At 72.2% G+C, this 23,363-nt stretch carries 22 protein-coding genes and 1 tRNA gene; 10 read left to right on the top strand and 13 right to left on the bottom strand.

Features of this window, described 5'->3' with window-relative positions; translation table 11 throughout:
• Positions 1–4: 4 nt before the first annotated feature.
• The 4 genes from FHU40_RS03815 to FHU40_RS03800 are packed head-to-tail and all read right to left on the bottom strand — an operon-like array spanning position 5 to position 4,597.
• Positions 5–1,432, bottom strand: coding sequence for a YlbE family protein (locus FHU40_RS03815; RefSeq protein ID WP_183590928.1), 1,428 nt, complete (start codon positions 1,430–1,432; stop codon positions 5–7).
• Positions 1,429–2,979: an acyl-CoA synthetase FdrA gene (gene fdrA / locus FHU40_RS03810; protein WP_183590927.1), complete on the bottom strand. Its 1,551-nt coding sequence runs from the start codon at positions 2,977–2,979 to the stop codon at positions 1,429–1,431. Before fdrA ends, FHU40_RS03815 begins: the two co-directional genes overlap by 4 nt.
• An 11-nt stretch (positions 2,980–2,990) precedes the next feature.
• On the bottom strand, positions 2,991–3,596 hold the full coding sequence (locus FHU40_RS03805) for an ankyrin repeat domain-containing protein (RefSeq protein WP_183590926.1): 606 nt from the start codon (positions 3,594–3,596) through the stop codon (positions 2,991–2,993).
• Positions 3,593–4,597: an oxamate carbamoyltransferase subunit AllH family protein gene (locus tag FHU40_RS03800; RefSeq protein WP_183590925.1), complete on the bottom strand. Its 1,005-nt coding sequence runs from the start codon at positions 4,595–4,597 to the stop codon at positions 3,593–3,595. The genes FHU40_RS03805 and FHU40_RS03800 overlap by 4 nt, the downstream gene beginning before the upstream one ends.
• Positions 4,598–4,727: 130 nt before the next feature.
• Between FHU40_RS03800 and FHU40_RS03795 the strand changes: the two genes are divergently transcribed.
• Both FHU40_RS03795 and FHU40_RS03790 read left to right on the top strand, forming a co-directional pair.
• Positions 4,728–5,675: a carbamate kinase gene (locus FHU40_RS03795; protein WP_183590924.1), complete on the top strand. Its 948-nt coding sequence runs from the start codon at positions 4,728–4,730 to the stop codon at positions 5,673–5,675.
• Between the two features lie 28 nt (positions 5,676–5,703).
• Positions 5,704–6,396, top strand: a complete 693-nt coding sequence (locus FHU40_RS03790) for a GntR family transcriptional regulator (protein WP_183590923.1) — start codon at positions 5,704–5,706, stop codon at positions 6,394–6,396.
• A gap of 39 nt (positions 6,397–6,435) precedes the next feature.
• On the opposite strand, the gene FHU40_RS03785 is transcribed toward FHU40_RS03790, so the two are convergent.
• From FHU40_RS03785 to FHU40_RS03775, 3 genes are all read right to left on the bottom strand, one after another.
• Positions 6,436–6,512 (bottom strand) — tRNA-Arg (locus FHU40_RS03785).
• A gap of 553 nt (positions 6,513–7,065) precedes the next feature.
• The gene (locus FHU40_RS03780; RefSeq protein WP_183590922.1) at positions 7,066–7,998 is read right to left on the bottom strand and encodes an HAD family hydrolase; all 933 of its coding nucleotides are present in this window, start codon (positions 7,996–7,998) and stop codon (positions 7,066–7,068) included.
• A gap of 84 nt (positions 7,999–8,082) precedes the next feature.
• Positions 8,083–8,481 carry a PGPGW domain-containing protein gene (locus FHU40_RS03775; RefSeq protein ID WP_183590921.1) on the bottom strand — a complete coding sequence of 133 codons (399 nt, stop codon included), beginning with the start codon at positions 8,479–8,481 and terminating at the stop codon, positions 8,083–8,085.
• A gap of 373 nt (positions 8,482–8,854) precedes the next feature.
• Here FHU40_RS03775 and FHU40_RS03770 point away from each other — a divergent pair, with 373 nt between their 5' ends.
• On the top strand, positions 8,855–9,193 hold the full coding sequence (locus FHU40_RS03770) for a transglycosylase family protein (RefSeq protein ID WP_183590920.1): 339 nt from the start codon (positions 8,855–8,857) through the stop codon (positions 9,191–9,193).
• A gap of 37 nt (positions 9,194–9,230) precedes the next feature.
• On the opposite strand, the gene FHU40_RS03765 is transcribed toward FHU40_RS03770, so the two are convergent.
• Positions 9,231–10,655, bottom strand: coding sequence for an aminopeptidase P family protein (locus tag FHU40_RS03765; protein ID WP_343057713.1), 1,425 nt, complete (start codon positions 10,653–10,655; stop codon positions 9,231–9,233).
• Between the two features lie 81 nt (positions 10,656–10,736).
• Between FHU40_RS03765 and FHU40_RS03760 the strand changes: the two genes are divergently transcribed.
• The 4 genes from FHU40_RS03760 to ssb all read left to right on the top strand — a co-directional run bounded on the left by FHU40_RS03760 (position 10,737) and on the right by ssb (position 16,164).
• Positions 10,737–11,870: a PrsW family intramembrane metalloprotease gene (locus tag FHU40_RS03760; protein WP_183590919.1), complete on the top strand. Its 1,134-nt coding sequence runs from the start codon at positions 10,737–10,739 to the stop codon at positions 11,868–11,870.
• Complete coding sequence (locus FHU40_RS03755; RefSeq protein ID WP_246389936.1) at positions 11,867–13,582, top strand: dynamin family protein; 1,716 nt, start codon at positions 11,867–11,869, stop codon at positions 13,580–13,582. Before FHU40_RS03760 ends, FHU40_RS03755 begins: the two co-directional genes overlap by 4 nt.
• Positions 13,583–13,690: 108 nt before the next feature.
• Positions 13,691–15,346, top strand: a complete 1,656-nt coding sequence (locus FHU40_RS03750; protein WP_183590918.1) for a GTPase — start codon at positions 13,691–13,693, stop codon at positions 15,344–15,346.
• Between the two features lie 377 nt (positions 15,347–15,723).
• On the top strand, positions 15,724–16,164 hold the full coding sequence (gene ssb, locus FHU40_RS03745) for a single-stranded DNA-binding protein (protein ID WP_215526868.1): 441 nt from the start codon (positions 15,724–15,726) through the stop codon (positions 16,162–16,164).
• 10 nt (positions 16,165–16,174) lie between these two features.
• Here the strand turns inward: ssb and FHU40_RS03740 are convergent, their stop codons facing one another.
• Both FHU40_RS03740 and FHU40_RS03735 read right to left on the bottom strand, forming a co-directional pair.
• Positions 16,175–17,008: a hypothetical protein gene (locus tag FHU40_RS03740; protein WP_183590916.1), complete on the bottom strand. Its 834-nt coding sequence runs from the start codon at positions 17,006–17,008 to the stop codon at positions 16,175–16,177.
• Positions 17,005–17,520 carry a SigE family RNA polymerase sigma factor gene (locus FHU40_RS03735; protein WP_183590915.1) on the bottom strand — a complete coding sequence of 172 codons (516 nt, stop codon included), beginning with the start codon at positions 17,518–17,520 and terminating at the stop codon, positions 17,005–17,007. Before FHU40_RS03735 ends, FHU40_RS03740 begins: the two co-directional genes overlap by 4 nt.
• A 107-nt stretch (positions 17,521–17,627) precedes the next feature.
• Here FHU40_RS03735 and ettA point away from each other — a divergent pair, with 107 nt between their 5' ends.
• Positions 17,628–19,310, top strand: a complete 1,683-nt coding sequence (gene ettA / locus FHU40_RS03730; RefSeq protein WP_183590914.1) for an energy-dependent translational throttle protein EttA — start codon at positions 17,628–17,630, stop codon at positions 19,308–19,310.
• Positions 19,311–19,480: 170 nt separating this feature from the next.
• On the opposite strand, the gene FHU40_RS03725 is transcribed toward ettA, so the two are convergent.
• Positions 19,481–19,981 (bottom strand): MarR family winged helix-turn-helix transcriptional regulator, encoded by a 501-nt coding sequence (locus tag FHU40_RS03725; protein ID WP_252275167.1) that lies wholly within the window; start codon positions 19,979–19,981, stop codon positions 19,481–19,483.
• 47 nt (positions 19,982–20,028) lie between these two features.
• Between FHU40_RS03725 and FHU40_RS03720 the strand changes: the two genes are divergently transcribed.
• Positions 20,029–21,120, top strand: a complete 1,092-nt coding sequence (locus tag FHU40_RS03720) for a DNA glycosylase AlkZ-like family protein (RefSeq protein WP_183590913.1) — start codon at positions 20,029–20,031, stop codon at positions 21,118–21,120.
• Between the two features lie 16 nt (positions 21,121–21,136).
• Here the strand turns inward: FHU40_RS03720 and FHU40_RS03715 are convergent, their stop codons facing one another.
• Together FHU40_RS03715 and FHU40_RS03710 are read right to left on the bottom strand one after the other, a co-directional pair.
• Positions 21,137–22,351: an acetyl-CoA C-acetyltransferase gene (locus FHU40_RS03715; RefSeq protein WP_183590912.1), complete on the bottom strand. Its 1,215-nt coding sequence runs from the start codon at positions 22,349–22,351 to the stop codon at positions 21,137–21,139.
• An 85-nt stretch (positions 22,352–22,436) separates the two neighbouring features.
• Positions 22,437–23,054, bottom strand: coding sequence for a TetR/AcrR family transcriptional regulator (locus FHU40_RS03710; RefSeq protein ID WP_183590911.1), 618 nt, complete (start codon positions 23,052–23,054; stop codon positions 22,437–22,439).
• A 115-nt stretch (positions 23,055–23,169) separates the two neighbouring features.
• On the opposite strand from FHU40_RS03710, the gene FHU40_RS03705 reads away from it, so the two are divergent.
• Positions 23,170–23,349: a hypothetical protein gene (locus tag FHU40_RS03705; protein WP_183590910.1), complete on the top strand. Its 180-nt coding sequence runs from the start codon at positions 23,170–23,172 to the stop codon at positions 23,347–23,349.
• Positions 23,350–23,363 lie beyond the last annotated feature (14 nt).

Below are 23,363 nucleotides of genomic sequence, written 5' to 3'. Positions count from 1 at the left end.
CCCCTCAGGCCTCGCCGACGGTGTCGGCGAGGGTCCGTAGCGCGTCCTGGAACGCCTCGACGGGCGGGTGCACGATGCCGGCGCCGATCATGCCGATGCCCGGGTCCTTGTGCGCGATCGCCGTGTTGATCAGCGGCAGGATGCCGGTCTCCATCACCAAGCGCGCGTCGATGCCGCTCGGCACGCCCATGAAGTCGAGCGCGGGGATCGTCACGTTGGGGTTGTTGCCCGTGGTGATCGCGTTCATGGTGCGCGAGTAGCCCATCGCCTCCTGCACGGTGCCGCCGACGAGCGCCACGATCGCGGGGGCTGCGGCCATCGCGAAGCCGCCGATGCCGTAGGTCTCCGTGATCGCCGAGTCGCCCATGTCGAGGCCGGAGTCCTCGGGGGTGTAGCCGGCGAACATCGGGCCGACGACCTGCTGCGCGGGGCCGGTGAACCACCGGTCGCCGGTGCCCGAGACGCGGATGCCGAAGTCCACGCCGTTGCGGCACATCGCCGTGACGACGGTCGAGTTCGCGATGCCGGCCGCGGCGTCCATCGACGCCTTCGCGGTGACCATCCAGGTGGGGCCGGAGAAGTAGTCCGAGGACGCCACGAAGTCGAAGACCTCGCGCTTCTCCTGGGTGGAGAAGTCGGTCTCCAGGAGGTACGGCGTGAGCGCCTGGATCAGCAGCGTCGTACCGGCCACGTTGCGGTTGTGCGCCTCGTCGCCCATGTGCAGGGCCTGGGAGAGCATCAGCCGTAGGTCGATGCCGTCGGTGTTGAGCTCCATCGCGGCGCCGAGCATCGGGCCGAAGACGTCGCGCATCCAGTTCAGCCGGTCGATGACGGACTGGTCGTTGGCGCCGAACCGCAGGATCTTGGAGAGCTGCTCGGAGAGGTTCGTGTACGCCGTGTTGCCGTGCGTCCGGTTGGTCACCTGGTGCACCCACATGCTGGCGCTGGTCACGCCGGCCATCGAGCCGACCGCCTGGTGCTCGTGGCACGGGGAGAAGGTGATGTCGCCCGAGCGGGCGAGCTCGTCGGCCGCGTCGAGGTCCTTCGCGAGGCCCTCGAAGACCAGCGCGCCGGTGACGGCGCCCCTCATCGGGCCCGACATCCGCTCGTAGGCGATCGGCGGGCCGGCGTGCAGGATCGTCGTCGCGGTCATGCCCGGCACGGTGTCGATGGCCCGGCCGAAGCCCTCCAGGAACGGCTGAGCGGCGAGGATCCGGCTCAGCGCCTCCTCGTTGGCCGCGTTGATCTTCTCGGCGACCTCGGGCCGCTCGAGCCGGCCGAGGGCGGCGATCACGTCGGGGTCGCCGCCGCCGGGCGGGGTCCAGTCCATCCGCACCGGGGCGGCGCCCTGGGCGGCGAGGTCCTCGGCGAACATGTCCAGGCCGAGGTTGACCGGCTTCAGGTCGGTCGAGAACAGGTCGGTGATGCTCATCGGTGGTCACCCTTCGCTACGAATTCGCGGGCCAGGAGGCCGAGGTTGGTGGACGAGGAGGCGATGGTCACGCCGGCCGCCTCGAGCTGGGCGACCTGCTCGGCGACCGCGGGGGAGTCGAGGTCGGTGCCGAGCACGTAGCCGAGGATCTCCAGGTGCTGACCGCGTGCGGCGGCCTTCGCCTTGGCCTCGGCGATGGCGGGGATCGTCACGCCGACGGGGTCCTCGTGCGAGCCGAAGCCGACGATGAAGTCCATCGCGATCACGCCGACCTCGGGGTCGTCGGCCTCGTGGGCGAGGCGCTGCAGCCGCAGCGTCGGGTCGATCATGGGATGCGGCCGGCCGTTGGTGAAGTCGTCGTCGCCCAGGTCGAGGTAGGTGTGCTCCTTCGACACGTCGGTCGCGCCGAGTCGGTACGCCGGGTCCTGCTGGATGTTCGAGTAGACGTTGTCGAACGTCGCGAGCGCCGCGAACATCGCCTCGTCGCAGAGCGTGCCGCCGCAGAACAGGCCGCGCACGTACTGCTGCTCGGGCGCCAGCTTGCCGCGGACCTCCTCGACCAGCGGGATGTTGAGGGCGTGCAGGTCGAGGGTGGACTCGTCCACGCCGGTGGCCAGGACGGCCGCGAGCGCGGCGGGCTTGGTGCCCGAGACCAGCTGCACGTTGTCGTAGCCCGACTCCGTGCGCGGCGAGCCCAGGAAGCAGACCACGACCGGCTTCCCGCTCTCGGCGGCGACGGCGAGCACCCGGCCGGCGACCTCGTCGGCCGGCGGCTTCGAGACGATGACGATGACCTCGGTCCCGGGGTCGGCCGCGAGCGCGTTGATGCCGTCGATCATCATCACGCCGCCGACCTCGGCGGAGAGGTCGCGGCCGCCGGTGCCGATCAGCTGCGAGATGCCGCCGCCGAAGTCGTGCACCCGGACCGAGATCTCCTGGCTGCCGGTGCCGGAGGCGCCCACGATGCCGATCGACCCGCGGCGTACGGCGTTGGCGAAGGCCAGACCGGTGCCGTTGATGATCGCGGTGCCGCAGTCGGGCCCCATCAGCAGCAGGCCCTTCTCGTGGGCGAGCGCCTTGAGCTCGATCTCGTCCTCGACCGACACGTTGTCGGAGAAGATCATCACGTGCTTGCCGGCGACGAGCGCCTTGCGGGCCTCGCGGGCGGCGAAGGCGCCGTTGACCGAGATCAGCACCAGGTTGCTGTCCGGAACCTCCTCGAAGGCGCCGTCGAGCGTCCGGTAGCGGATCTCGGCGGCGTCGCCGGCCGAGGCGTTCTTGCGGGCGAGGATGTCGTCGACGGCCTGGATCGCTGCGTCGATCAGGTCGTCGGCGGCATCGATCACGATCATCAGGTCGCTCGGCTTGGCCGCGTCGATGGCGGGGTCCTGCACGCCGACGTTGAGCAGCACCTCCTTGTTCATCGGGGTCGCCATGCCCAACAGGGCCTGGGTGACGCCCTCGACGGCGTTCGCCTTCGTGCTCATGGACATGAGCGAGACCGAGTCGAGGTAGGTGTTCTTGCGGATGTCGATGTAGCGGGTCATCTCAGGTCCCTTCAGAGGTAGCGCTCGATGACGGCGGCGAGGTCGTCGAAGCCGCGCTTGCGGGCGAGGTCGACGGGCGCGACGCCCCACTCGTCGGTCATGCCGGGCTTGGCGCCGTGCTGGAGCAGCAGCTCCGCGGTCTGCTGGCGGACCGGGCCGCCGTCGCCGAGGATGATCGTCTCGATCAGCGCGGTCCAGCCGAGGGTGTTGGTCAGGTTGACGTTGATGGTCGTGTTCTCGAGCAGGTAGCGGACGATCTCGAGGTGGCCCTTCTCCGCGGCCGGGGTGAGCCCGTTGCCGCCGAAGCGGGTGAGCCGCTTCAGGTCGGTGCCGGCCTCGACCATGATCGTGACCAACTCGAGGTCGTCGTGGATGCAGCCGTGGATGAACGGGTTGAAGCAGGTCTGGTCCTGCGCGTCGATGTCGACGCCCTCGGCGATCAGCGCCCGCACCACGTCGTGGTGGCCACCGCGGGCGGCCGCCAGGATGGCGCTGGCCTCCTCGCGGTCCTGGACGTCCTTGTCGACGCCCTCGTCGAGCGCGGCCCGGACGCCCGCCAGGTCGCCGGCGGCGGCCGCGGCGAGGTAGCGCTCGTCGAGCGAGGGTGGGGTGCTCATCTGTTCTCCTTGGTGTTGGTGGGTGTGGCCCGCTCGCGGAGACCCGCCTCGAGATGCAGGCCGAGGCGGACGCCGGTGAGGATGTCGGTGCCGGAGGTGTGGCCGATCGCGCGCACCGCGGCGATCGCGGCGTCGAGCCGGGAGCGGTACGCCGGATCCGGCGTCGCCCTGGCTCCCATCGCGGCCAGCAGGTCGTGCAGGCGCTGCCGCCCGCGACCGTCGACGGCCTCGAGGAGCGTCGCCGCGCTCACCGCGGTGGTGCGCGCGTGCACGTCGTACGACGCGGCCCGCAGCGCTGGCCGGATCCGGTCCAGCCGGATGCCCGGGGTCGCCGCCAGGACGGCCAGGCCGGTCAGGATGTCGTCGCCGGTCGGGGTGAGGCCGGTGCCGAGGCCGATCAGCCCGCGCGCCACCGTGGCGACCGTGGTGGTGTTGCCGGTGCGGACCGCGACCTCGAGGTGGTGCAGGCGTGCGGTGATCAGGGACTGACTCGCGGCGTCGAACGGCGAGGCGGCGGGCCGGTTCGCGAGCGCGGTGTCGAGGGCGGCGACGAGGCCGTGCAGGTCCGCGACCGTCAGGTGCGTGAGGTCGACGCGGGTCGGCTGCCATCGGATCGCGTCCCCGAACGCGATGGTGGAGGCGCCGCACGAGCCCTGGTGGCGCAGCTTGCCGGGCAGGAACCGCACCGGGTCGCCGGGGTGCAGCGCGACCGGCGGCCAGGCGGCGTCGGGGAGCCGGATGGTGCGGGGCGCGTCGTCCAGGGACGACGTCGCCAGGCAGAAGAGGTGGCCGTCGGGGGAGACGACGTTGATCACGCGCTGGTGGGCGGAGTGGACGACCCCGGCGCGGCCGTCGCCGGGCAGCCCGTCGGCGGTGCGCGCGTCCAGCGACACGGCGGCGATGACGCGGGTCCCACCCGGCCGGCCCGATCGGCCCGGCCGTGGAGCCGCCGCGTCGACGGTCGCCTCGGCGGGGGAGGGAGTGCGTCCGACGGTGGTCATCTGGGGGCTCCTGCGCGGTGGCTCGGAAGCGGTGTCTTGAGCAATGCCGGAAATGGCATACCATTCTTAGCAGAAATGGTATGCCAAACCAAGTCCGGCGCGGCGACCGTCGATCCACAGGAGGATGTCCATGCGAGTCGTAGTAGCGCTGGGGGGTAACGCGCTGGCCCGCCGCGGCGAGCCGATGACCGCCGAGTACCTGCGCGCCAACGTCCACTCGACGTGTGAGGCGCTCGCCGGTCTGGCGCGCACCAGCGAGATGGTGATCACGCACGGCAACGGCCCGCAGGTCGGCCTGCTCGCGTTGCAGAACCTCGCCTACCAGGACGTCGCCGCCTACCCGCTCGACATCCTGGGCGCCGAGACCCAGGGCATGATCGGGTACGTCGTCCAGCAGGAGCTCGCCAACGCGCTCCAGGGCGAGCGTGAGGTCGCCGCGATCCTCACCACCACCGTCGTCGACGAGGACGACCCTGCCTTCGCCCACCCGACGAAGCTGATCGGCCCCCAGTACTCCGCCCACGACGCCGCCGAGGCCGCGGCGGCGTACCGCTGGACGATCGCGAAGGACGGCGACCTGTTCCGTCGGGTGGTGCCCTCGCCGGACCCGATCTCGATCGTCCAGGCGCCGCTCATCCGGAACCTCCTGGAGGCCGGCACGCTCGCGGTCTGCGTCGGCGGCGGTGGGGTGCCGGTGCGCACCGACGCCAAGGGGCGCCACGTCGGCGTGCAGGCCGTGGTCGACAAGGACCTGGCCAGCGCCGCGCTCGCCGCCGAGATCGGCGCCGACGTGCTGATCATGCTCACCGACGGCGACTACGTCAGCGAGAACTGGGGCACTCCCGTGCAGCGCGACATCGTGACCGCGTCGGCCGACGCGATCTCGCAGCTCGCCTTCGCCGAGGGCTCGATGAAGCCCAAGGTCGACGCCGCGATCCGGGTCGCGCGCGCCGGCGGCCGCGCGCTGATCGGTCCGCTCGACCGGCTCGACGACCTGCTGAACCGCCGGATCGGCACCGAGATCGTGCCGTCGCTCGACGAGGGCATTGTTTACTTGGACCAGGAGCAGGTGGCCTGACCACGCGAGCAGGAGACGGGACCCGGACTTGACCCAGACGGAACAGACGACCCAAGCGAGCCCGTCGGCGCAGCGAGCCTCGGACTCGACCCGGGTCGCCGATCGGCTGCGTGACGAGATCCTCGACGGCGTACGCGCTCCGGGCAGCAAGCTGGTCGAGCGCGATCTGGCCAGCGAGTTCGGGGTCAGCCGGGTCCCGGTGCGCGAGGCGCTGAAGGTCCTCGACGTCGAGGGGCTGGTGACGCTGCGCCCGAACACGTGGGCGGTCGTGCGCGAGTTCACGGCGTCCGATCTCTCCGACCTCGACGAGGTGCGCTCCGCGCTCGAGGTGCTCACCTTCCGGCTCGCCGCACAGCGACGGGACGAGGCGGGCCTGGCGCGGCTGCGCGCCGTGCTCGACGCCGAGCTGGCCGGGGCGCGCGCCGAGGACCCGGTCGCCGCCCGCCGTGCCGCGGCCGACTTCCACGAGGTGGTCACCGAGCTCGCCGGCAACCGGCTGCTCGACGAGCTCACCGAGACGATGCGCAGCCGGATGCGCTGGGCGATGGGGCAGCACGACGACCTGATGCACGTCACCGAGGAGCACCGGGTGCTCTTCGAGGCGATCGCCCAGGGCGACGTCCGGGGCATGGAGCGCCTGGTCCTGGCCCACATGGAGAGCAGCCACCGCCAGCGCGTCGAGCACGAGGAGCGCGAGGAGGCGCGCGGCCGGGGGAGGTGACCCGCCCGGCCGCGCCGGGTGTCCCTTCCGGCGAAGCTGTGGCGCCCCCGACAGGATTCGAACCTGTGACCCGCGGATTAGAAGGCCGCTGCTCTATCCAGCTGAGCTACGGAGGCCGGGGAACGGAATCCAGTCGCAACAAGCCTCGGTATGACCCTGGTGTAGTTCCGACCGAATGGAAACCGCCCGGGTCAGTATGCACCAGACCGACGGGCGCGCCTGAGGCGTCTGAGCACATGGAGCAGACGCATCTCAACCGTCGTGGTCTCACGACCCTGTTCGAACCCATCGCGGATTGCGTCGAGGGTGCGGTGGCGGTCAGTACCGTTCAGGCCCTGAGCTCTGCGCTCCGCGGCTACCAGGGTGGCCCAGGGACTGACCCAGGACGTCCGCGAACGGTGGGGCCGTTCGGCTCCACGTTGCCGCATCGCCTTGTCGATCTCGTCGAGGAGCGGGCCGGCCGGTGCCGCGAGGTCCTCGAACGCCCGGAGGCGCGGACGGACGGCGGGCGACGACGGTGCATGTGCGGCTTCCAGTCCCGACGCTCTGCCCAGCCCTGGGGCGAGGCCTTCCTCTCCGGCACGGCTGCGCCCCGGCCTGCGAGTGCCGCTCGCGGCCGGATGAGTAGGTCCTTCTCGATTCGCGCAGGCTGTGGCGACCGCGCCGCGATCACTGCGCGGGCGACCGGAAGACGGTCGTCCAGTCGTCCTTGACGCTGACGATGGTGAACGCCTCCGCGGTCGCCGCGGCGAGGATCCGCTCGGCGCCGGCGTCGTACGGCGGGTCGCCGCGGCCGGTGTCGTCGTCGTGGTGGACGAGGAGGCTCAGGCTGCGGGGCTGCCCCTGCGCGAACCGGAGCATCTCCATGTCGCCGTTGGAGTTCCCGCAGGCCAGGATCGGTCGCCGGCCGATCCGCGACCAGATTCGGACCGGCTTCTCGGGTCCGTCGTCCAGGAACTGGAAGGCGGCACCGTAGCGGACCGCGTTGGCGGCCGCGTCGTACTCCAGCCCCACCGCGGAGCCGACGACCCGCTCGGGCGGGATGCCGTAGTAGTCCGGGGTGATCGGCCGCATGAAGTCGCGGTCACCGCCGGAGACGATGTAGCAGGTGAACCGGTGCTCCTCGAGGAAGCGCAGCAGTTCGACCATCGGCTGGTAGACCGTCTCCGCGTAGGAGCGGTCGAGGGTGAGGTGCCGGGCGTCGCGGTAGAAGGCGGCGACCGCGGCCTCGTAGTCCTCCACGCGCTCGTGCACGGTCGAGGCGACGATGGCGGCGATCATCGTCTTGAGGTCACGGTCGTCGCCGGCGTAGTGCTTGTCGACCGCGGCGCCGAGCCAGGACAGGTCGCCCGACAGGGCGGCCCGGTAGGGCTGCTGCTCGGCCAGGCGGGCGTCCGCGCGCGCCGCGGCGACCCACTGCTGGACGATGAAGTGGAGCTGGGTCGGCATCGGCTTCTCGGTCCACAGCGTCCCGTCGTTGTCGAACACCGCGACCCGGGCGTCCTCGGGTACGGCGTCGGGGCCGTCGGTGACCGCGCCGACGAAGTCGAGGATCGCCGTGCGGGTCGCGCCGTCGCGCCAGGAGGGCAGGACATCGCTCATGACGGCACGCTGTCCGGACGGCCTGGCGGCCGCATCGCCCGAGACGGGTGATTGTCCTCCCGGGGCCCGCTCGGGAGGGTGCGGTCAGAGGACCGTCTGGGTGCCGACCAGCGCGGTGACCGCGGAGGTCAGCGCGGTGGTCGCGACGAGGAACGTGCCGGCCATGACCACGCCGACCGCCCGCCGGGCCCGCGAGGCCTCGCGGGGGAACACCGCCTCGCGCAGCCAGGACAGGCCGTGACCGAGCCGGGCGAGCACGTACCGCGCCCAGGGGTACTCCAGGGCCAGGAGTGCGAAGCCGAGCGCGATGACCAGCAGGCCCGGTCCGGGGAGCACGAGCATCAGCACGCCCGCCACGATCAGCAGCGGACCGCCGATCGTCACCAGGGTCTTGACCGCGACAGCGCGGACGGGACCGGCGCTGGACCACCCCTCCACGCGGGTCACGAGGGCGTGCGCGCGGGGCGACAGCAGCTGCGACATGTCCGTCAGGGTGACAGGCGGGTCTGAGAGCAGCCTGAGCCGCGCCCCGGGCCGCCGGTTTGGACTGTCGCGCGCGTCGACCTACCGTCGTGAGGGTCCCGGGCACTCCGGGGCGGCCCGTCGCCACGCCGAGACCTGTCCGGCGCCGGGTCGGAACCGACCCACCCAGGACAGGTACGGGGGACCCAGGTCTCCGGGTCGCACGACGACCCTAGGGGTGCAGCCGCGGAAGCGGCCGGGCACGACTCCGCCCGAACCCGACAGCGGGCGCGTCTCTGATGCGGCGCCGTCGCGAGCGTGCGTCCTGGGCGGCGCGCAGCAGGCGCCCGGATCGGGAGACGGGCCCAGACTCCGCAGGCGTCGAGGAGATCACATGCGCATGCGCACTCTCGTGTCCGCGGCTGCCCTGACAGCGGCCACGCTCACCCCGGTCGTCGCCGTCCAGGCGTCCAGCGAGGCCGCCACCACCCGCACCTGGGACCGGCTCGCCCACTGCGAGTCCGGCGGCCGCTGGCACATCAACACCGGCAACGGCTACTACGGCGGGCTGCAGATCAGCCCCGGCACCTGGCGCGGCTACGGCGGCGGCAGGTTCGCCCGACTCCCGCACGGGGCGAGCAAGGGCGAGCAGATCAAGGTCGCCGAGCGGATCAAGCGCGGGCAGGGCTGGGGCGCCTGGCCGTCCTGCTCCTCGCGTCTCGGCCTGCGCTGACCGCGGCCGCCGTCGTACGGCGGGGTGGGTGGGTGGGTCAGCCGCGCAGCCGGCCCATCCACTCCTCGACGTCCGCCGACGTGCGGGGAAGCGCGGCGGACAGGTTCGTGGTCCCGTCGGCCGTGACGAGGATGTCGTCCTCGATCCGGATGCCGATGCCACGCAGCTCCTCGGGCACGAGCAGGTCGTCCTCCTGGAAGTACAGGCCCGGCTCGACGGTGAGCACCATGCCCTCGGCGAGGGTGCCCTCGGCGTACGCCTCGGGTGCGGCCCGGCCGCAGTCGTGCACGTCCATGCCGAGCATGTGGCTGGTGCCGTGCAGCGTCCACCGCGCGTAGACGCGGCTCTCGGGGTCGAGCGCCTCCTCGACCGGGACGGGCAGCAGCTTCAGGTCGGCGAGCCCGTGGGCCAGCACCTCCATCGCCGCGTGGTGGCCGGCCCGGAAGGGCTCGCCGGGACGCAGGGCGTCGATGCCCGCCTCCTGGGCGGCGTACACGAGGTCGTAGAGGTCGCGCTGCAGGTCGGTGAACCGGCCGTCGACGGGCAGCGTGCGGGTGACGTCGGCGGTGTAGAGCGAGCGGTTCTCGACGCCCATGTCGAGCAGCACCAACTCACCCGGCGTGATCGGCCCGGTGTTGTCGATCCAGTGCAGGGTGGTGGCGTGCTTGCCGCCGCCGACGATCGAGTCGTAGCCGATGTCGTTGCCCATCGCGCGAGCGCGGCGGAAGAACGTGCCCTCGATCCAGCGCTCGCCGAACTCCAGGACCCGGTCCCACTCGCGCACGGAGTCCTCGAAGCCGAGCGTGGTGACGTCGCACGCCTGCTGCAGCTGCGCGACCTCCCAGTCGTCCTTGATCAGCCGCAGCTCGGAGGCAACCCGCGCGAAGTCGTCGTCGCGGGTCTCGTCGGCGGCGACCATCCGGTCGACGTGGCTGTCGATGCCGCGCAGCACCCGGGTTTTGCCGGTGCCCTGGAGCATCGCGTCGAGCTCGTCGATGTGGCGGACCTCGAGACCGAGCGAGTCGGAGATCTCCCGCAGCGACGGACGGCGGCCGACCCACAGCTCGCCGTACTGCCGGTCGCGGAAGAACTCGTCGGTCTCGCGCGACGAGCGAGGCCGCGCGTAGAGGACCGCCTCGCCGTCGGCGAGCACCAGGACCGCGTCGCTGGTCTGGTTGCCGGAGAAGTAGGTGTGGGCGGTGTCGGGCCGGAACCGGTAGTCGGTGTCGTTGGCGCGCACCTTGAACGTGCCGGCCGGCAGCACCAGCCGCTCGCCCGGGAACGCCTCGGCGAGCCGCTGCCGGCGCTGCGCCGCGGGGCCCGCGACCTCGGCCCGCGGCAGCTCCAGCTCGCGGTCGCCCCAGCCCTGGCGCATGAACGCGGCGTACGCTGCCGGGACGGCCGGGTCGTGGGACTCGGTGTTGGTCTCGGTGGTGGCCTGGGTGGTGTCGTTCTCGCTCACCCGGCCACTGTACGCCGACGAGCCACCCCGGGACCGGTCGCCGTGAGCGGGCCGGGGGAGCGCCACCGATAGGCTGCCGCCATGCCCGGAGCCCGCCGTGTCAGCGCCGCGTCGTCGGTCGCGTTCACGGTGGTGGTGACGGTCCTGGTGGTCGTGGGCGCGCTCGTGATCCTGGCGATCCTGGCGCTGTCGGGAGCTCCCGGGTCCGTGGTGCTGGCGACGCTGCTCGCCGCGGTGCCGGTCGGCCCGATCGTCGCCTGCTACCTCTGGCTGGACCGCTACGAGCCGGAGCCGCGCACGCTGCTCGCCGCGGGTCTGCTGTGGGGCTGCTTCGTCGCCACCGCGGCGGCGATCCTGCTCCAGGGCATCGGCGGGGTCGTGGGCGGCTTCACCGACACCCAGACACTGGAGATCGTGGCACCCGTCACTGAGGAGGCGTGCAAGGGGCTCTTCCTGCTCCTCCTGCTCTGGTGGCGCCGCGCCGAGCTCGACGGGATCCTCGACGGCATCGTCTACGCCGGCATGGTCGGAGTCGGCTTCGCGTTCACCGAGAACATCCTCTACCTGGCCGCCGCCTACAACGGCACCGACGGCATGGGGCCGGGCGGCACCGAAGCGGTGACCGCGACGTTCGTGCTGCGCTGCCTGATCAGCCCGTTCGCGCACCCGCTCTTCACGACGTTCATCGGTATCGGCGTCGGCCTCGCGGTGAACTCGCGCAGGGGGAGCGGCCGGGTGCTGTGGCCGGCCGCCGGCTACGTCTGCGCGGTCGTCGCCCACGCCGTCTGGAACACCTCGACGGCCTACGGCCTGGGTCACTTCGCGCTCGCGTACGTCGTGCTGATGGCGCCCGCGCTGATCTCGGTGATCAGCCTGGCGGTCTGGTCGCGGCGCTCCGAGCGCCGGATGCTGGCCGCCGCGCTGACCGACGCCGCCACCCGCGGGCTGGTGCCGGCGACCGACATCGGCTGGGTCGTCGACCTCACCGCGCGTCGGCGCAGCCGCGCCTACGCCCGGGAGCGTGGCGGCCCCGCGGCCGAGCGCGCGATGCGCGACTACCAGCAGGCCGCGATCGAGCTCGGCTTCCTCCACTACCGTTACCTGCGCGGCACGCCGCCGCCCGACTACGCGGCCCGCGGCCAGCGGTTTCTGCAGAGGATCGACGCCCTCCGGCCGTCGATCGCCTTCCCCGGACAGGTGGTACCCACACGATGACGGCGTCCGCCGACCACGACTCCCGCATGCTGACGGCACTCGTGCGCCTGCACGATGCGCTGCAAGCTGCGCCGCTGCCGCTCGACGTACCCGGCGCGGCGGAGCTGCGGGTGACCCGACAGCAGCTGATCGACCAGCTCGAGGACTACGTGCTGCCGCGCCAGATGACCGTCGAGGCGCCGCTGCTCGCCGTCGTCGGCGGCTCGACCGGCGCCGGCAAGTCGACGCTGGTCAACTCGCTCGTGGGTCGGCGCGTCACCAACCCCGGGCTGCTGCGCCCGACCACTCGCTCGGCGGTGCTGGTGCACCATCCCGACGACGCGCACTGGTTCGGCCAGGACCGCCTGCTGCCCGACCTGGTGCGCGTCCAGGAGCACTCCGACGACCGGCACGCGCTCCAGCTGGTCGCCTCCGAGACGCTGCCGCCGGGCCTGGCGATCCTCGACGCACCCGACGTGGACTCGGTCGAGAAGGCCAACCGCACGCTGGCGGCGCAGCTGCTGGCGGCCGCGGACCTGTGGCTGTTCGTGACCTCCGCGGCGCGCTACTCCGACCAGGTGCCGTGGGAGCACCTCAAGCAGGCCGCCGAGCGCTCGACCGCGGTCGCGGTCGTCCTCGACCGGACGCCGCCCGACGCCGTGCGCACCGTCGCCGCGCACCTGGCCCGGATGCTCGCCAGCCGCGGCCTCAAGGACTCCCCGCTCTTCACCGTGCCCGAGTCGACGGTCTCGCCCGAGGGCCTGCTCGACGGCTCGGCGGTGGCCGAGGTGCGCGCCTGGCTGGTGTCGCTCGCCGAGGACACCGACGCCCGGTCCGCGGTCGTGCGGCAGACGCTCGACGGCACCGTTCGCGCCCACGCGAGGGAGGCCCACGTCGTCGCGGACGCCGTCTCCGAGCAGGTCGCCGCGGCGGCCGAGCTGCGGCGGGCGGCGGAGACGGCGTACGACGAGGCGACCCGGCGCGCGGTCGCCGCGGCCACCGACGGCACGCTGCTGCGGGGCGAGGTGGCGGCGCGGTGGCGCGAGTTCGCGGGCACCGGTGAGCTGCTGCGCTCGCTCGAGGGCCGGGTCGGACTGATCCGCGACCGCCTCGTCAACGCCGTCAAGGGCACCGGCCAGCAGGCCGATCGGGTCGCGGTCGCCATCGAGTCGGCCGTGGAGCTGATGGTGCTCGACCACGCCGAGCAGGCGTCGGCGACCGCGACCGCGGCCTGGCAGGAGCTGGGCACCGCGGGACCGCTGCTGACCGGCACCGACGACGACCTCGGCCGGGCCTCGCGCGGCCTGCGGCGCAGCGTGGAGGGCGAGGTGCGGGCCTGGCAGCAGCACCTGACCGAGCTGGTCAAGGCCGACGGCGCCGACCGGCGTACCGCCCGCTATCTGGCCTACGGTGCCCGCGGACTGGCCGTCACGCTCGCCGTCACCGTGCTCGCCGACAGCGCGGCCGACGATCCGGGCGGTGCCGACGTGGGCCGGACGCTGCTCGACGCGGTCTTCGGCACGGAGTCGACGACCACGCTGGTGGCGCAGGGCCGGGCCGACCTGGAGCGTCGGATCGCCGGGCTGTTCGCGGCGGAGCGCCGGCGGCACCTGGGACGGCTCGACGCGCTCGCGCTCGACCCCGACGCCGATCGCCACGTGCGCGACGCGGCCCGCCGGGTCGACGACCGCCGCTTCGAGCAGAGCCGTCGCGACGACGCGTCGCTGGCCTGACCGCTGGTTCGAGGCCCTGATCCCGGCCTCGTGCCCTTCAGGCCCTAGGCTGGGGCCTGCACGTGCCCATGTCGGAGACGCCCTGCTCCGGGTAGGTCGAGGGAGAAGATGACGTCCTTGCTGGAGGGGACCGACCGGATGGTCACCCGCGGTACCGACATCGGTGCCCGCATCGACGGCCTCGACGACGCGACCCGGGCCGCGCGCGGACGTCTCGACGACGCGATCGTCGACGAGTCCGTCGGCGTGGTCGAGCGGGCCGCGGGACGGCTGCGCCTCTCCGCCACCCACACGGTCGTGGGGATCGCCGGCGCGACCGGTTCGGGCAAGTCCTCGACGTTCAACGCGCTGACCGGCCTCGAGCTCTCCGCCGTCGGCGTACGCCGACCGACGACCTCGTGGGCGACCGCCTGCGTCTGGGGCCGCGACGGGGCCGACGCGCTGCTCGAGTGGCTCGGCATCCCGCCGCGCCACCAGACCACCCGCGACTCGATGCTCGACAACGGACGGCGCGACCAGCAGGCCGAGCTCGACGGCGTCGTGCTGCTCGACCTGCCCGACCACGACTCCACCGAGGTCAGCCACCACTTGGAGGTCGACCGCCTGGTCTCGCTCGCCGACCTGCTCGTGTGGGTGGTCGACCCGCAGAAGTACGCCGACGCCGCGATCCACGACCGCTACCTGAAGCCGGCGGTGGAGCAGCAGGACATCATGCTCGTGGTGCTCAACCACATCGACACCGTGCCCGAGGAACGTCGGCAGTCGATGCTCGACGACATCCGCCGGCTGCTCGACCAGGACGGGCTCCAGCGGGTCCCGGTGCTGCCGGTCAGCGCCCGGCTCGGCACGGGCATCCCCGAGCTGCGCGCCGAGATCGCCCGCCGGGCCGCCCAGAAGCAGTCCACCCGCGCCGGGATCGACGCCGACGTGCGCGCCGCCGCCGGCCGGCTCGCCGAGGCCAACGGCGACGCGCCGACCCGGGTGGTCGAGCCGGCCCGGGTCGCCACCCTCGACGCCGCCTTCGCCGAAGCGGCCGGCGTGCCGGTGGTCGTCGACGCGGTCGAGCGCTCGGTGCGTCAGCGCGGACACCGCGCCACGGGCTGGCCCGTCGTCGGCTGGGTCTCCGGCCTGAAGGCCGACCCGCTCAAGCGCCTCGACCTCGACCTCGGCGCGCGGGGCAGCCAGCTCAGCGGCCGCTCCCGCACCGCGCTCCCGGAGGCCACCCAGGTCCAGCGGGCCCGGGTCGACGACGAGGTGCGCACCTTCGCCGACGAGGTGACCGTCGGGATGACGCCGCCGTGGGTGGCGGCGGTACGCCGGGCCGCGCCGTCGCGTCTCGACGAGCTCGGCGACCGGCTCGACCAGGCGCTCGCGCGCACCGACCTCGGGGTCGCGAAGCTGCCGGGCTGGATGCACCTCCTGCGCGTCCTCCAGTGGCTGCTGCTCCTCACGGCTCTGGGCGGCCTGGGCTGGACCGGCGTGCTTCTCGCCACGGGCAAGCTCCAGGACGCCGACACCCCCCAGGTCTTCGGGGTCGCCGTCGCACTCGTGCTGCTCGTCGGCGGCCTCGTGCTCGGCATCGTCCTCGGACTGGCCGCCCGGATCGCCGTCGGCCGCGCCGCCCGCGGCCGCGCCGCCCGGGCCGACGAGCATCTCCGAGAAGCGGTCAACGAGGTCACCCACGAGCTGGTCATCGAGCCGGTCGAGGCGGAGCTCGCGGCGTACGCCGCCGTGCGGGCCGGCGTCGACCGCGCCCGGGCCTGAGGCTCTCCGCAGCACGCGTCTTCTCGATCGTCGGGGTTGCCGAGGCCGTCGTTTCATCAAGGGATGAGGTCGGAGTCGCGCATCCCTGGCTGAGCTCACCCGGGTAGGCGCGGGTTGACCGTCATCCCTTGATGAACCCGCGGCATCCGGATTGCCGGTCGAGCGCTCCCGGGCCCCTGGACGACGAGGCTTCGTCGTCCCAGCGGGAGATCTGTCGGCCGGCCGACGAAACGCTCGTCGCGATGGTCGAGCCCACCTTCCGTCCACAGGCCGGCCCACGAACACGTTCTCCCCAGGGGAGGGTCGGCGGGCCGCTCGTTGTCGGTGCCGAGCCGTTGTCTCGAGGCGTCCACCCGGACCGAGACAAGGAGATCCAGATGTCCGACAGCACCATCACCATCCGCGGCTGGCTCGGCGGCGACGTCACCCTGCGCCAGGCCGCTGGCGTGCCGGTCGCCAACTTCCGGCTGGCATGCACGCCGCGCAAGTTCAACCGTCGCACCGAGTCGTGGTCGGAGGGCCTGACGCAGTGGTACACCGTGAACGTGTGGCGCGGTCTCGCGGAGAACTGCGCCGAGTCGCTGCGCCGCGGTGATCCGGTCGTCGTGCACGGCCGGCTCGAGACCCGCACCTACGTCAACGGCGAGCGCGTCGAGGTGCTCACCTTCGAGATCGACGCCATCCACGTCGGTCACGACCTCAGCCGTGGCACCAGCCAGTTCACCCGCACCCAGCGCACCGAACCCGCGCCGGGCGAGGCGACGGAGGGCGCCGGGTCCGAGACGACGGGGGAGGCGAGGCCCGAGGCGGCCGCGTGAGAGCGCAGGCTCAGTCTGCCGGCTCCCAGTCCGTCCAGGTGGCGCTGGTGCCCACCGCGAGGAGCTCGTCGGGCGTCAGCGGCGCGTGGCGCGCGGACGCGGGCGGACCCCACTTCCGCTCGGTCGAGCTCGAGACCGCGGCGTAGATCTCGCCGCGGTCGGTCCAACGCCGCACCTCGCGGTACTCGACGCCCTGGTCGGTGAAGGCGATCGTGCGCTGGGCCGGCCGGCCGTCCTGCAGGTCGCCCTCCTCGCAGGTCGCTCCGCTCACCGGTCCCTCGAAGGTCCACGACTCGGGAAAGCCGGCGCAGCTGAGGTGCTGCGACCTGAGGTCGGCGAGCGCGGTGGCGTCCTGCGGCAGCTCGACCAGCATGATCTCGATGCTGCCGGGGCCGGTGTCGTCGGCGCTGCGGAGGACGCCGCCGAAGCGGCCGTGGAACACCCGCGACTCGCCGGGAGCCGCCTCGGTGTTGCGCTTCTGGAAGCTCTCGACGACGACGTCGTCGGGTAGCAGCGCCTCGAGCCGGTGGCGCATCTCGCCGACCGGCATGTCCCACCAGCCGGGGTGCGGCTCGAAGGGCCGGGCCAGGGGAGTCGGTGTGGGTTCGACGGCGACGCCGCCGTCGGCGGTGCCGGTCCCACCACCGAGCACGGGCAGCGCGGCGGCGACGAGCGCAGCGGCGGCGACGGTGCCACCCGCGGCGACCCCCAGTCGGCGGCGCCGGCGCACCCGGCGGCCGTGGCGCAGGGCCCCCTCGTGCAGCCGGTGCGTGGGCACCGGCAGGTCGGCCAGGGTGCGGTCCATCAGGGCGTGCAGGTCGTCGGTGTAGTCGAGATCGTTCATCGTGCGCTCCCGTTCGCAGGAGAGGAGGTGTCGGCGAGCAGCCCGCGCAGCGAGCGCAGCGCCCGGAGGGTGCGGTTCTTGACGGCGGCCTCGGTGAGACCGAGGTCGGCCGCGGTCTGGGCGACGCTGCGGTCCTCCCAGAAGCGGAGCACGACCACCGCCCGGTCGACGGGGGCGAGCTCGGCGAGCGCGGCCATCAGGGCGGCGCGCTCGGTCGGGTCGGCGTCGGTCACCGGCCGGTCGGGAGGCGCCGCGATCGGCAGCTCCCGCGAGCTGCGACGGCGCCGTTCGGACAGGAAGCTCTTGGTGAGCACCCCGTGCACGTAGGCGACCGGGTCGTCGGCGCTGCGCACCCGCCACCAGGAGGCGTACGCCTTGGCGAGGGCGGTCTGCACCAGGTCCTCGGCGCCGTGCGAAGAGGTGGTGAGCAGGTAGGCGCTGCGGTAGAGCTGCGGGGAGCACGCGGCTACGAGCTCCGCGAACTCCTCGTCCGTGCTGGCTGGTCGACGCACCGGACCTCCGTCGGTCGTGCCGGGCCTCCCTCGTGGCGGCCGTCACCCTACAGACGCGATGCCCCCCGATCAGGTCTCAGCGCCCCGGGCGCACTAGGGTCGGGAGCATGGCGGAATATGTCTTCACGCTGCGCAACGTGCGCAAGGCCCACGGTGACAAGGTCGTCCTCGACAACGTGACGCTGTCGTTCCTGCACGGGGCCAAGATCGGCGTCGTCGGACCGAACGGCACCGGCAAGTCCTCGCTGCTGCGGATCATGGCAGGGCTCGACCACGCCAACAACGGCGACGCCATCCTCGACCCCGGCGCCACGGTCGGCATGCTCCAGCAGGAGCCGCCGCTGACCGAGGGCAAGACGGTGCTCGAGAACGTCGAGGAGGCCGTCTCCGAGATCAAGGGCAAGATGGCCCGGCTCGACGAGCTCTACATGATGATGGGCGACCCGGACGCCGATCTGGACAAGGTCAACGCCGAGGCCGGCGACCTCCAGAGCGAGCTCGACGCCGCCAACGTCTGGGACCTCGACAGCCGCCTGGACCAGGCGATGGACGCGTTGCGGTGCCCGCCGCCGGACGCGATCGTCGACAATCTCTCGGGTGGTGAGCGCCGCCGGGTCGCGCTGTGCAAGCTGCTGCTCCAGCAGCCCGACCTGCTGCTGCTCGACGAGCCCACCAACCACCTCGACGCGGAGTCCGTCCAGTGGCTCGAGGGCCACCTCAAGGACTACCCCGGCGCCGTCCTCGCGATTACCCACGACCGCTACTTCCTCGACAATGTCGCCGAGTGGATCCTCGAGCTCGACCGGGGGCAGACGCACCCCTACGAGGGCAACTACTCGACCTACCTCGAGACGAAGAAGGAGCGCCTCAAGATCGAGGGGCAGAAGGACGCCAAGCGCGCCAAGATGCTGGAGAAGGAGCTGGAGTGGGTGCGCTCCAACGCCAAGGCCAGGCAGACCAAGAGCCGCTCGCGTCTCGCGCGCTACGAGGAGATGGCGGCCGAGGCCGACCGGATGCGCAAGATCGACACCTCCGAGATCAACATCCCGGCAGGTCCGCGCCTCGGTGACGTGGTGCTCGAGGCGAAGGGTCTCACCAAGGGCTTCGAGGACCGCACGCTGATGCGCGACCTCTCCTTCTCGCTCCCGCGCGCCGGCATCGTCGGCGTGATCGGGCCCAACGGCGTCGGCAAGACCACGCTCTTCCGGATGATCACCGGCAATGAGACCCCGGACGCTGGGGAGCTCAACGTCGGCCAGACCGTGAAGATCTCCTACGTCGACCAGAGCCGCGGCGGCATCGACCCCAACAAGAACGTCTGGGAGGTCGTCTCCGACGGGCTGGACTTCATCAAGGTCGCGAACTTCGAGATGAACTCGCGTGCCTACGTCGCTTCGTTCGGATTCAAGGGACCGGACCAGCAGAAGAAGGCCGGCGTGCTCTCCGGTGGTGAGCGCAACCGCCTCAACCTCGCGCTCACGCTGAAGATGGGCGGCAACCTGCTGCTCCTCGACGAGCCCACCAACGACCTCGACGTCGAGACCCTGTCCTCGCTCGAGGACGCGCTACTCGACTTCCCGGGCTGCGCCGTGGTCACCTCGCATGACCGCTGGTTCCTCGACCGCATCGCCACGCACATCCTCGCCTGGGAGGGCGACGACGAGGACCCGGCGAAGTGGTTCTGGTTCGAGGGCAACTTCGCGGCGTACGAGGAGAACAAGGTCGAGCGGCTCGGCATCGAGGCCGCCCGCCCGCACCGGGTCACCCACCGCCGCCTGACCCGCGACTGACCGGGACGGGGTCCGAGCCTGGCTCGCACCTCGACCACCGCCTCGGTGGTTGAGGTGCGAAGGCGCGCTAGCGCCTGAGCCTCGAAACCACCGAAGCCCTCGTGCGTACGGCGATCTGGGTGGTCGCTGCCTGGCGTCGGCTCACCGGCCTTCGACGCGCCCGGCGCGGCTCAGGACCGGCGCAGCTCCATCTCGGGGTGCGTCTCGACGAGGTTGTCGGCGACGGCGTTCATGACCCGGCCGAGTGCCGCGAAGTCCTCGCGGCTGGCCAGGTCGACCAGGTGCTCGCGAACGCCCGTGACGTGCATCGGCGCGATCCGGACCAGCAGCTCGTAGCCCTTGTCGGTCATGCTCGCGACGATGCCGCGGCCGTCCTCGGGCGAGCTGCTGCGGGCCACCAGGCCGGCCCGTTCCATGCGGGTGACGGTGTGGGTGACCCGGCTGCGGCTGTGCGCGAGCGCGTCGGCGAGCTGGGCCATCCGCATCTGCCTGCCCTCGCGCTCGGAGAGACGCACCAGGATCTCGTACTCGACGAGCGAGAGGGAGCAGGTACGACGCAGGTCGTCGTCGAGGCGGTCGAGGAGCAGCGTCATGCCCATGACGAGGGCGCGCCACGACCGCTGCTCGTCTTCGTCCAACCACCTGGTCTCGTGGTCCCCCGAGTCGGTCACCCAGGCACTATAGGCGGCGCGTCGGTGCTGTGCCGGAGGATAGCGCCATGAGCGAGCCGTTGCGCGTGTCGCGCGAGCAGGTGCTGAGGTTCCGGGTGGCGATCCAGCAGCTGGACCGCGACGGCGCCCACCGCGACGCCGCGATCCTCGACCTGGGCGTGCAGGACACCGGGCCCGACGGTGCCCCGTGGGCACTGGCGATCCGCGGCGCACGCGTGCCCGACGACGACCTCGTCCTCGCCTGGAGCCTGCGCGGCGCGCCGCACGCCTACCGGCGGGCCGAGGCGGCCCAGGTCGCGGCGGCGGTCGCGCCCTGGAGCGAGGCCGACGCCGCCAAGCGCGTCTTCGATGCGGCCCGGCCGCTCAGGAGGGCCGGCATCCCCGTGCGCGAGGCGCTCGACCACGTCGCCTCGCAGATGCGCGAGATCGTCCGCCGGCCGGTCGGGAAGGGGGAGATGTCGCGCGAGCTCACCGCCCGCCTCGACGAGCCCTACCTGCGATGGTGCAACCCGTGCCAGGCGACCCACACCTACGAGCAGCCCTTCCGGCTGGCCGCGCTGCAGGCCGGCCTGGAGCTCGAGCCCGGCACGTCACCGCCGGTGCTGCGCCGGCTGCCGGGCTGGCGCGGCCCCGCGAAGGCCGTCCCCGCCCACCTCGACCCGGTGCGGGCGGTGCTGCACCTGCTCGGTCCGGCTGACCCCACGCTGGTGGCCGGGTACGTCGACAGTCCGGTCCGCGAGGTTCGGGAACGCTGGCCCGACGACGTGGTGCCGGTGGTCGTCGACGGCCACCGGCTCGATCTGCTCGCCGACGACCTCGACGCGCTGAACGACGCGCCGGCGAGCGAGTCGGTGCGCCTGCTGGGGCCGTTCGACCTGTTCCTCCAGGGCCGCGACCGCGAGCTGGTGGTGCCCGACGACGCGGCGCGCAAGGACCTGTGGCGCACCCTGGGCCGCCCCGGAGGCGTGCTCGCGGGCGGCGAGGTCGTCGGCTCCTGGCGACCGCGCAGCAAGGGCAGGAGGCTCCGGGTCGCCGTGACGATGTGGGACGGCGCAGCGATGCCGGACGGCGTGGCCGAGCAGGCAGAACGCCTGGCCGCGTTCCGCGGCCAGGCGTTCGCAGGGTTCGTCGAGGACTGATCTACATCAGCTCGAGCTACATCCGCTCGAGGATGAGTGCCATGCCCTGGCCGCCGCCCACGCACATCGTGATGAGTCCGGTGGTCTTGTCGTGCCAGTCGAGCGAGTTGAGCATGGTGTTCTGCAGGCGCGCGCCGGTCATGCCGAAGGGGTGGCCGACCGCGATCGCGCCGCCGTTGACGTTGAGCCGGTCGAGATCGATGCCGAGGTCCTGGTACGACGGCACGACCTGGGCCGCGAAGGCCTCGTTGATCTCGACGAGGTCGATGTCGCCGATGCTCATGCCGGCGTTGGCCAGCGCCCGCTTGGTCGCCTCGACCGGGCCGAGACCCATGATCTCGGGCGAGAGGCCGGAGACGCCGGTCGAGACGATCCGGGCCAGCGGCTTCAGGCCGAGCTCGGCGGCCTTGGTGTCCGACATGACGATGACCGCCGCGGCGCCGTCGTTGAGCGCGCAGCAGTTGCCCGCGGTCACCACACCGTCGGGGCGGAAGACCGGCTTGAGGTCCTTGATCCCGTCGTAGGTCACGCCGGCACGGGGGCCGTCGTCCTTGCTGACGACGGTGCCACTCGGGGTCGTGACCGGGGTGATCTCCCGCTCCCAGAAGCCGTCGTTGATCGCCTTCTCCGCGAGGTTCTGCGAGCGCACGCCGAACTCGTCGAGCTCCTGGCGGCTCAGGCCGCGCAGGCGGGCGACGTTCTCAGCCGTCTGACCCATGGCGATGTAGATGTCCGGCAGCAGCCCGTCCTGCCGGGGGTCGTGCCAGTCCTGTCCGCCCTCGGCCGTCTTCTCGGTGCGCGCCATGGCGTCGCCGAAGAGCTGGTTCTTGGTGTCGGGCCAGTGGTCGGACGTGCCCTTGGCGAACCGCGAGACGGTCTCGACGCCCGAGGAGATGAAGACGTCGCCCTCGCCGGCCTTGATCGCGTGGAAGGCCATCCGGGTGGTCTGGACCGACGACGAGCAGTAGCGGGTGATGGTCGCGCCGGGCACATCGTCGAGGCCGTTGAGCACGTTGACCACGCGCGCCATGTTGTTGCCCGACTCGCCGCCCGGGAGGCCACAGCCGAGGTAGTGGTCGTCGATCGTGGTCGGGTCGAGTGCGGGGATCTTGTCCAGCGCCGCCTGCACGATGAACGCCGTGAGGTCGTCGGGGCGGAACTCGGTCATCGAGCCCTTGTTGGCGCGACCGATGGGCGTGCGGGCCGCGGAAACGATGACTGCCTCGGGCATGAGAACTCCGTTCGGATCGGTGCTGGCGCTGTCACCCTAGACCGTCAACCATGACCAAGCAATTGCTTGGTTGGTGCCGCGTGGATCACATCGGTCGGTCGCCGGTCAGCGAGTCGCCCAGCAGCTCCAGTGAGCGGCTCAGGAACGACCGGCGCGCGGGCGGCGGCTTGAGCAGTGCGGCAAGCAGGATCCCGTCGTACGACGCCACCAAGGCCTCGGCCCGCTCCGCGCTCTGCTCCAGGCCGGCCGCGGTCATGATGTCCTCGACGACCGCCACCAGTCGGGAGCGATGGTCGGCGAGCAGCTGGGCGAGGTCGGGGTCGCGGCTGGCGGCCATGGTGAGCTCGAGGCGCGCGACCAGCAGTTCGCGCTGGTCCAGCCAGCGCAGGAAGAGCTCGACCGCGCGCTCCATGCCGGCCTGCTCGTCGGGCTCGCAGTCGCGCATCTGCTCGGCGAGCCGGTCGACGTCGCCGAGCAGCGCGCTCGCGACGTACTCGGTGAGCGCGGCCTGGAGTGCGTGGCGGGTGCGCCAGTACGCCGAGCAGCTGCCCTCGGGCAGGCCGGCGCGCCGATCGACGGCGCGGTGGGTGAGGCCCTTCAGTCCCTCGTCGGCGATCACGCGCAGCGCCGCGTCGAGCAACTGGCGGCGTCGCGGGGAGAGCGGGGCGGCCGCGGTGGGGGTGTCGGGGCTGGTGCTCGGCATGGGGACCTTCGGTGGGGCTGTGACTGGTGACACTATCCCGCGAACTTGTCCGGCCGATGTCAGCGACGTACCTTCTACATCAGTAGAAAATACAGATGTAGAGAAGGTATTCGCCATGACCCTGGTCAGCTCCGCCGTCGTCGCCCTCGCGGTCGCCTTCGTGGTCATCGCAGCCCTCGCCGCGCTGCTCTCGGTCGGCGTCATCGCGCACGTCGTCGTCACGAACCGCCGGGCCCGCCTGATGCGTCAGGAGTCGATCGGCACCTACTACCGCGACCTCGCGCTCGGCCACTGACCCATAGCCGGACA

The organism is Nocardioides soli, assembly GCF_014191495.1.
In the GTDB taxonomy this organism is placed as follows: Bacteria; Actinomycetota; Actinomycetes; order Propionibacteriales; family Nocardioidaceae; genus Nocardioides; species Nocardioides soli.
This window is presented reverse-complemented; position numbering and strand designations above follow the sequence as displayed.

Bases quoted from the DNA above. Each gene is read 5' to 3' on its own strand.
- FHU40_RS03750 (WP_183590918.1), top strand. From the start codon at position 13,691: ATGACGTCCTTGCTGGAGGGGACCGACCGGATGGTCACCCGCGGTACC.
- FHU40_RS03805 (WP_183590926.1), bottom strand. From the start codon at position 3,596: ATGAGCACCCCACCCTCGCTCGACGAGCGCTACCTCGCCGCGGCCGCC.
- ssb (WP_215526868.1), top strand. From the start codon at position 15,724: ATGTCCGACAGCACCATCACCATCCGCGGCTGGCTCGGCGGCGACGTC.
- FHU40_RS03740 (WP_183590916.1), bottom strand. From the start codon at position 17,008: ATGAACGATCTCGACTACACCGACGACCTGCACGCCCTGATGGACCGC.
- fdrA (WP_183590927.1), bottom strand. From the start codon at position 2,979: ATGACCCGCTACATCGACATCCGCAAGAACACCTACCTCGACTCGGTC.
- FHU40_RS03710 (WP_183590911.1), bottom strand. From the start codon at position 23,054: ATGCCGAGCACCAGCCCCGACACCCCCACCGCGGCCGCCCCGCTCTCC.
- FHU40_RS03775 (WP_183590921.1), bottom strand. From the start codon at position 8,481: ATGTCGCAGCTGCTGTCGCCCCGCGCGCACGCCCTCGTGACCCGCGTG.
- ettA (WP_183590914.1), top strand. From the start codon at position 17,628: ATGGCGGAATATGTCTTCACGCTGCGCAACGTGCGCAAGGCCCACGGT.
- FHU40_RS03780 (WP_183590922.1), bottom strand. From the start codon at position 7,998: ATGAGCGATGTCCTGCCCTCCTGGCGCGACGGCGCGACCCGCACGGCG.
- FHU40_RS03795 (WP_183590924.1), top strand. From the start codon at position 4,728: ATGCGAGTCGTAGTAGCGCTGGGGGGTAACGCGCTGGCCCGCCGCGGC.
- FHU40_RS03755 (WP_246389936.1), top strand. From the start codon at position 11,867: ATGACGGCGTCCGCCGACCACGACTCCCGCATGCTGACGGCACTCGTG.
- FHU40_RS03760 (WP_183590919.1), top strand. From the start codon at position 10,737: ATGCCCGGAGCCCGCCGTGTCAGCGCCGCGTCGTCGGTCGCGTTCACG.
- FHU40_RS03720 (WP_183590913.1), top strand. From the start codon at position 20,029: ATGAGCGAGCCGTTGCGCGTGTCGCGCGAGCAGGTGCTGAGGTTCCGG.
- FHU40_RS03800 (WP_183590925.1), bottom strand. From the start codon at position 4,597: ATGACCACCGTCGGACGCACTCCCTCCCCCGCCGAGGCGACCGTCGAC.
- FHU40_RS03815 (WP_183590928.1), bottom strand. From the start codon at position 1,432: ATGAGCATCACCGACCTGTTCTCGACCGACCTGAAGCCGGTCAACCTC.
- FHU40_RS03770 (WP_183590920.1), top strand. From the start codon at position 8,855: ATGCGCATGCGCACTCTCGTGTCCGCGGCTGCCCTGACAGCGGCCACG.
- FHU40_RS03705 (WP_183590910.1), top strand. From the start codon at position 23,170: ATGACCCTGGTCAGCTCCGCCGTCGTCGCCCTCGCGGTCGCCTTCGTG.
- FHU40_RS03715 (WP_183590912.1), bottom strand. From the start codon at position 22,351: ATGCCCGAGGCAGTCATCGTTTCCGCGGCCCGCACGCCCATCGGTCGC.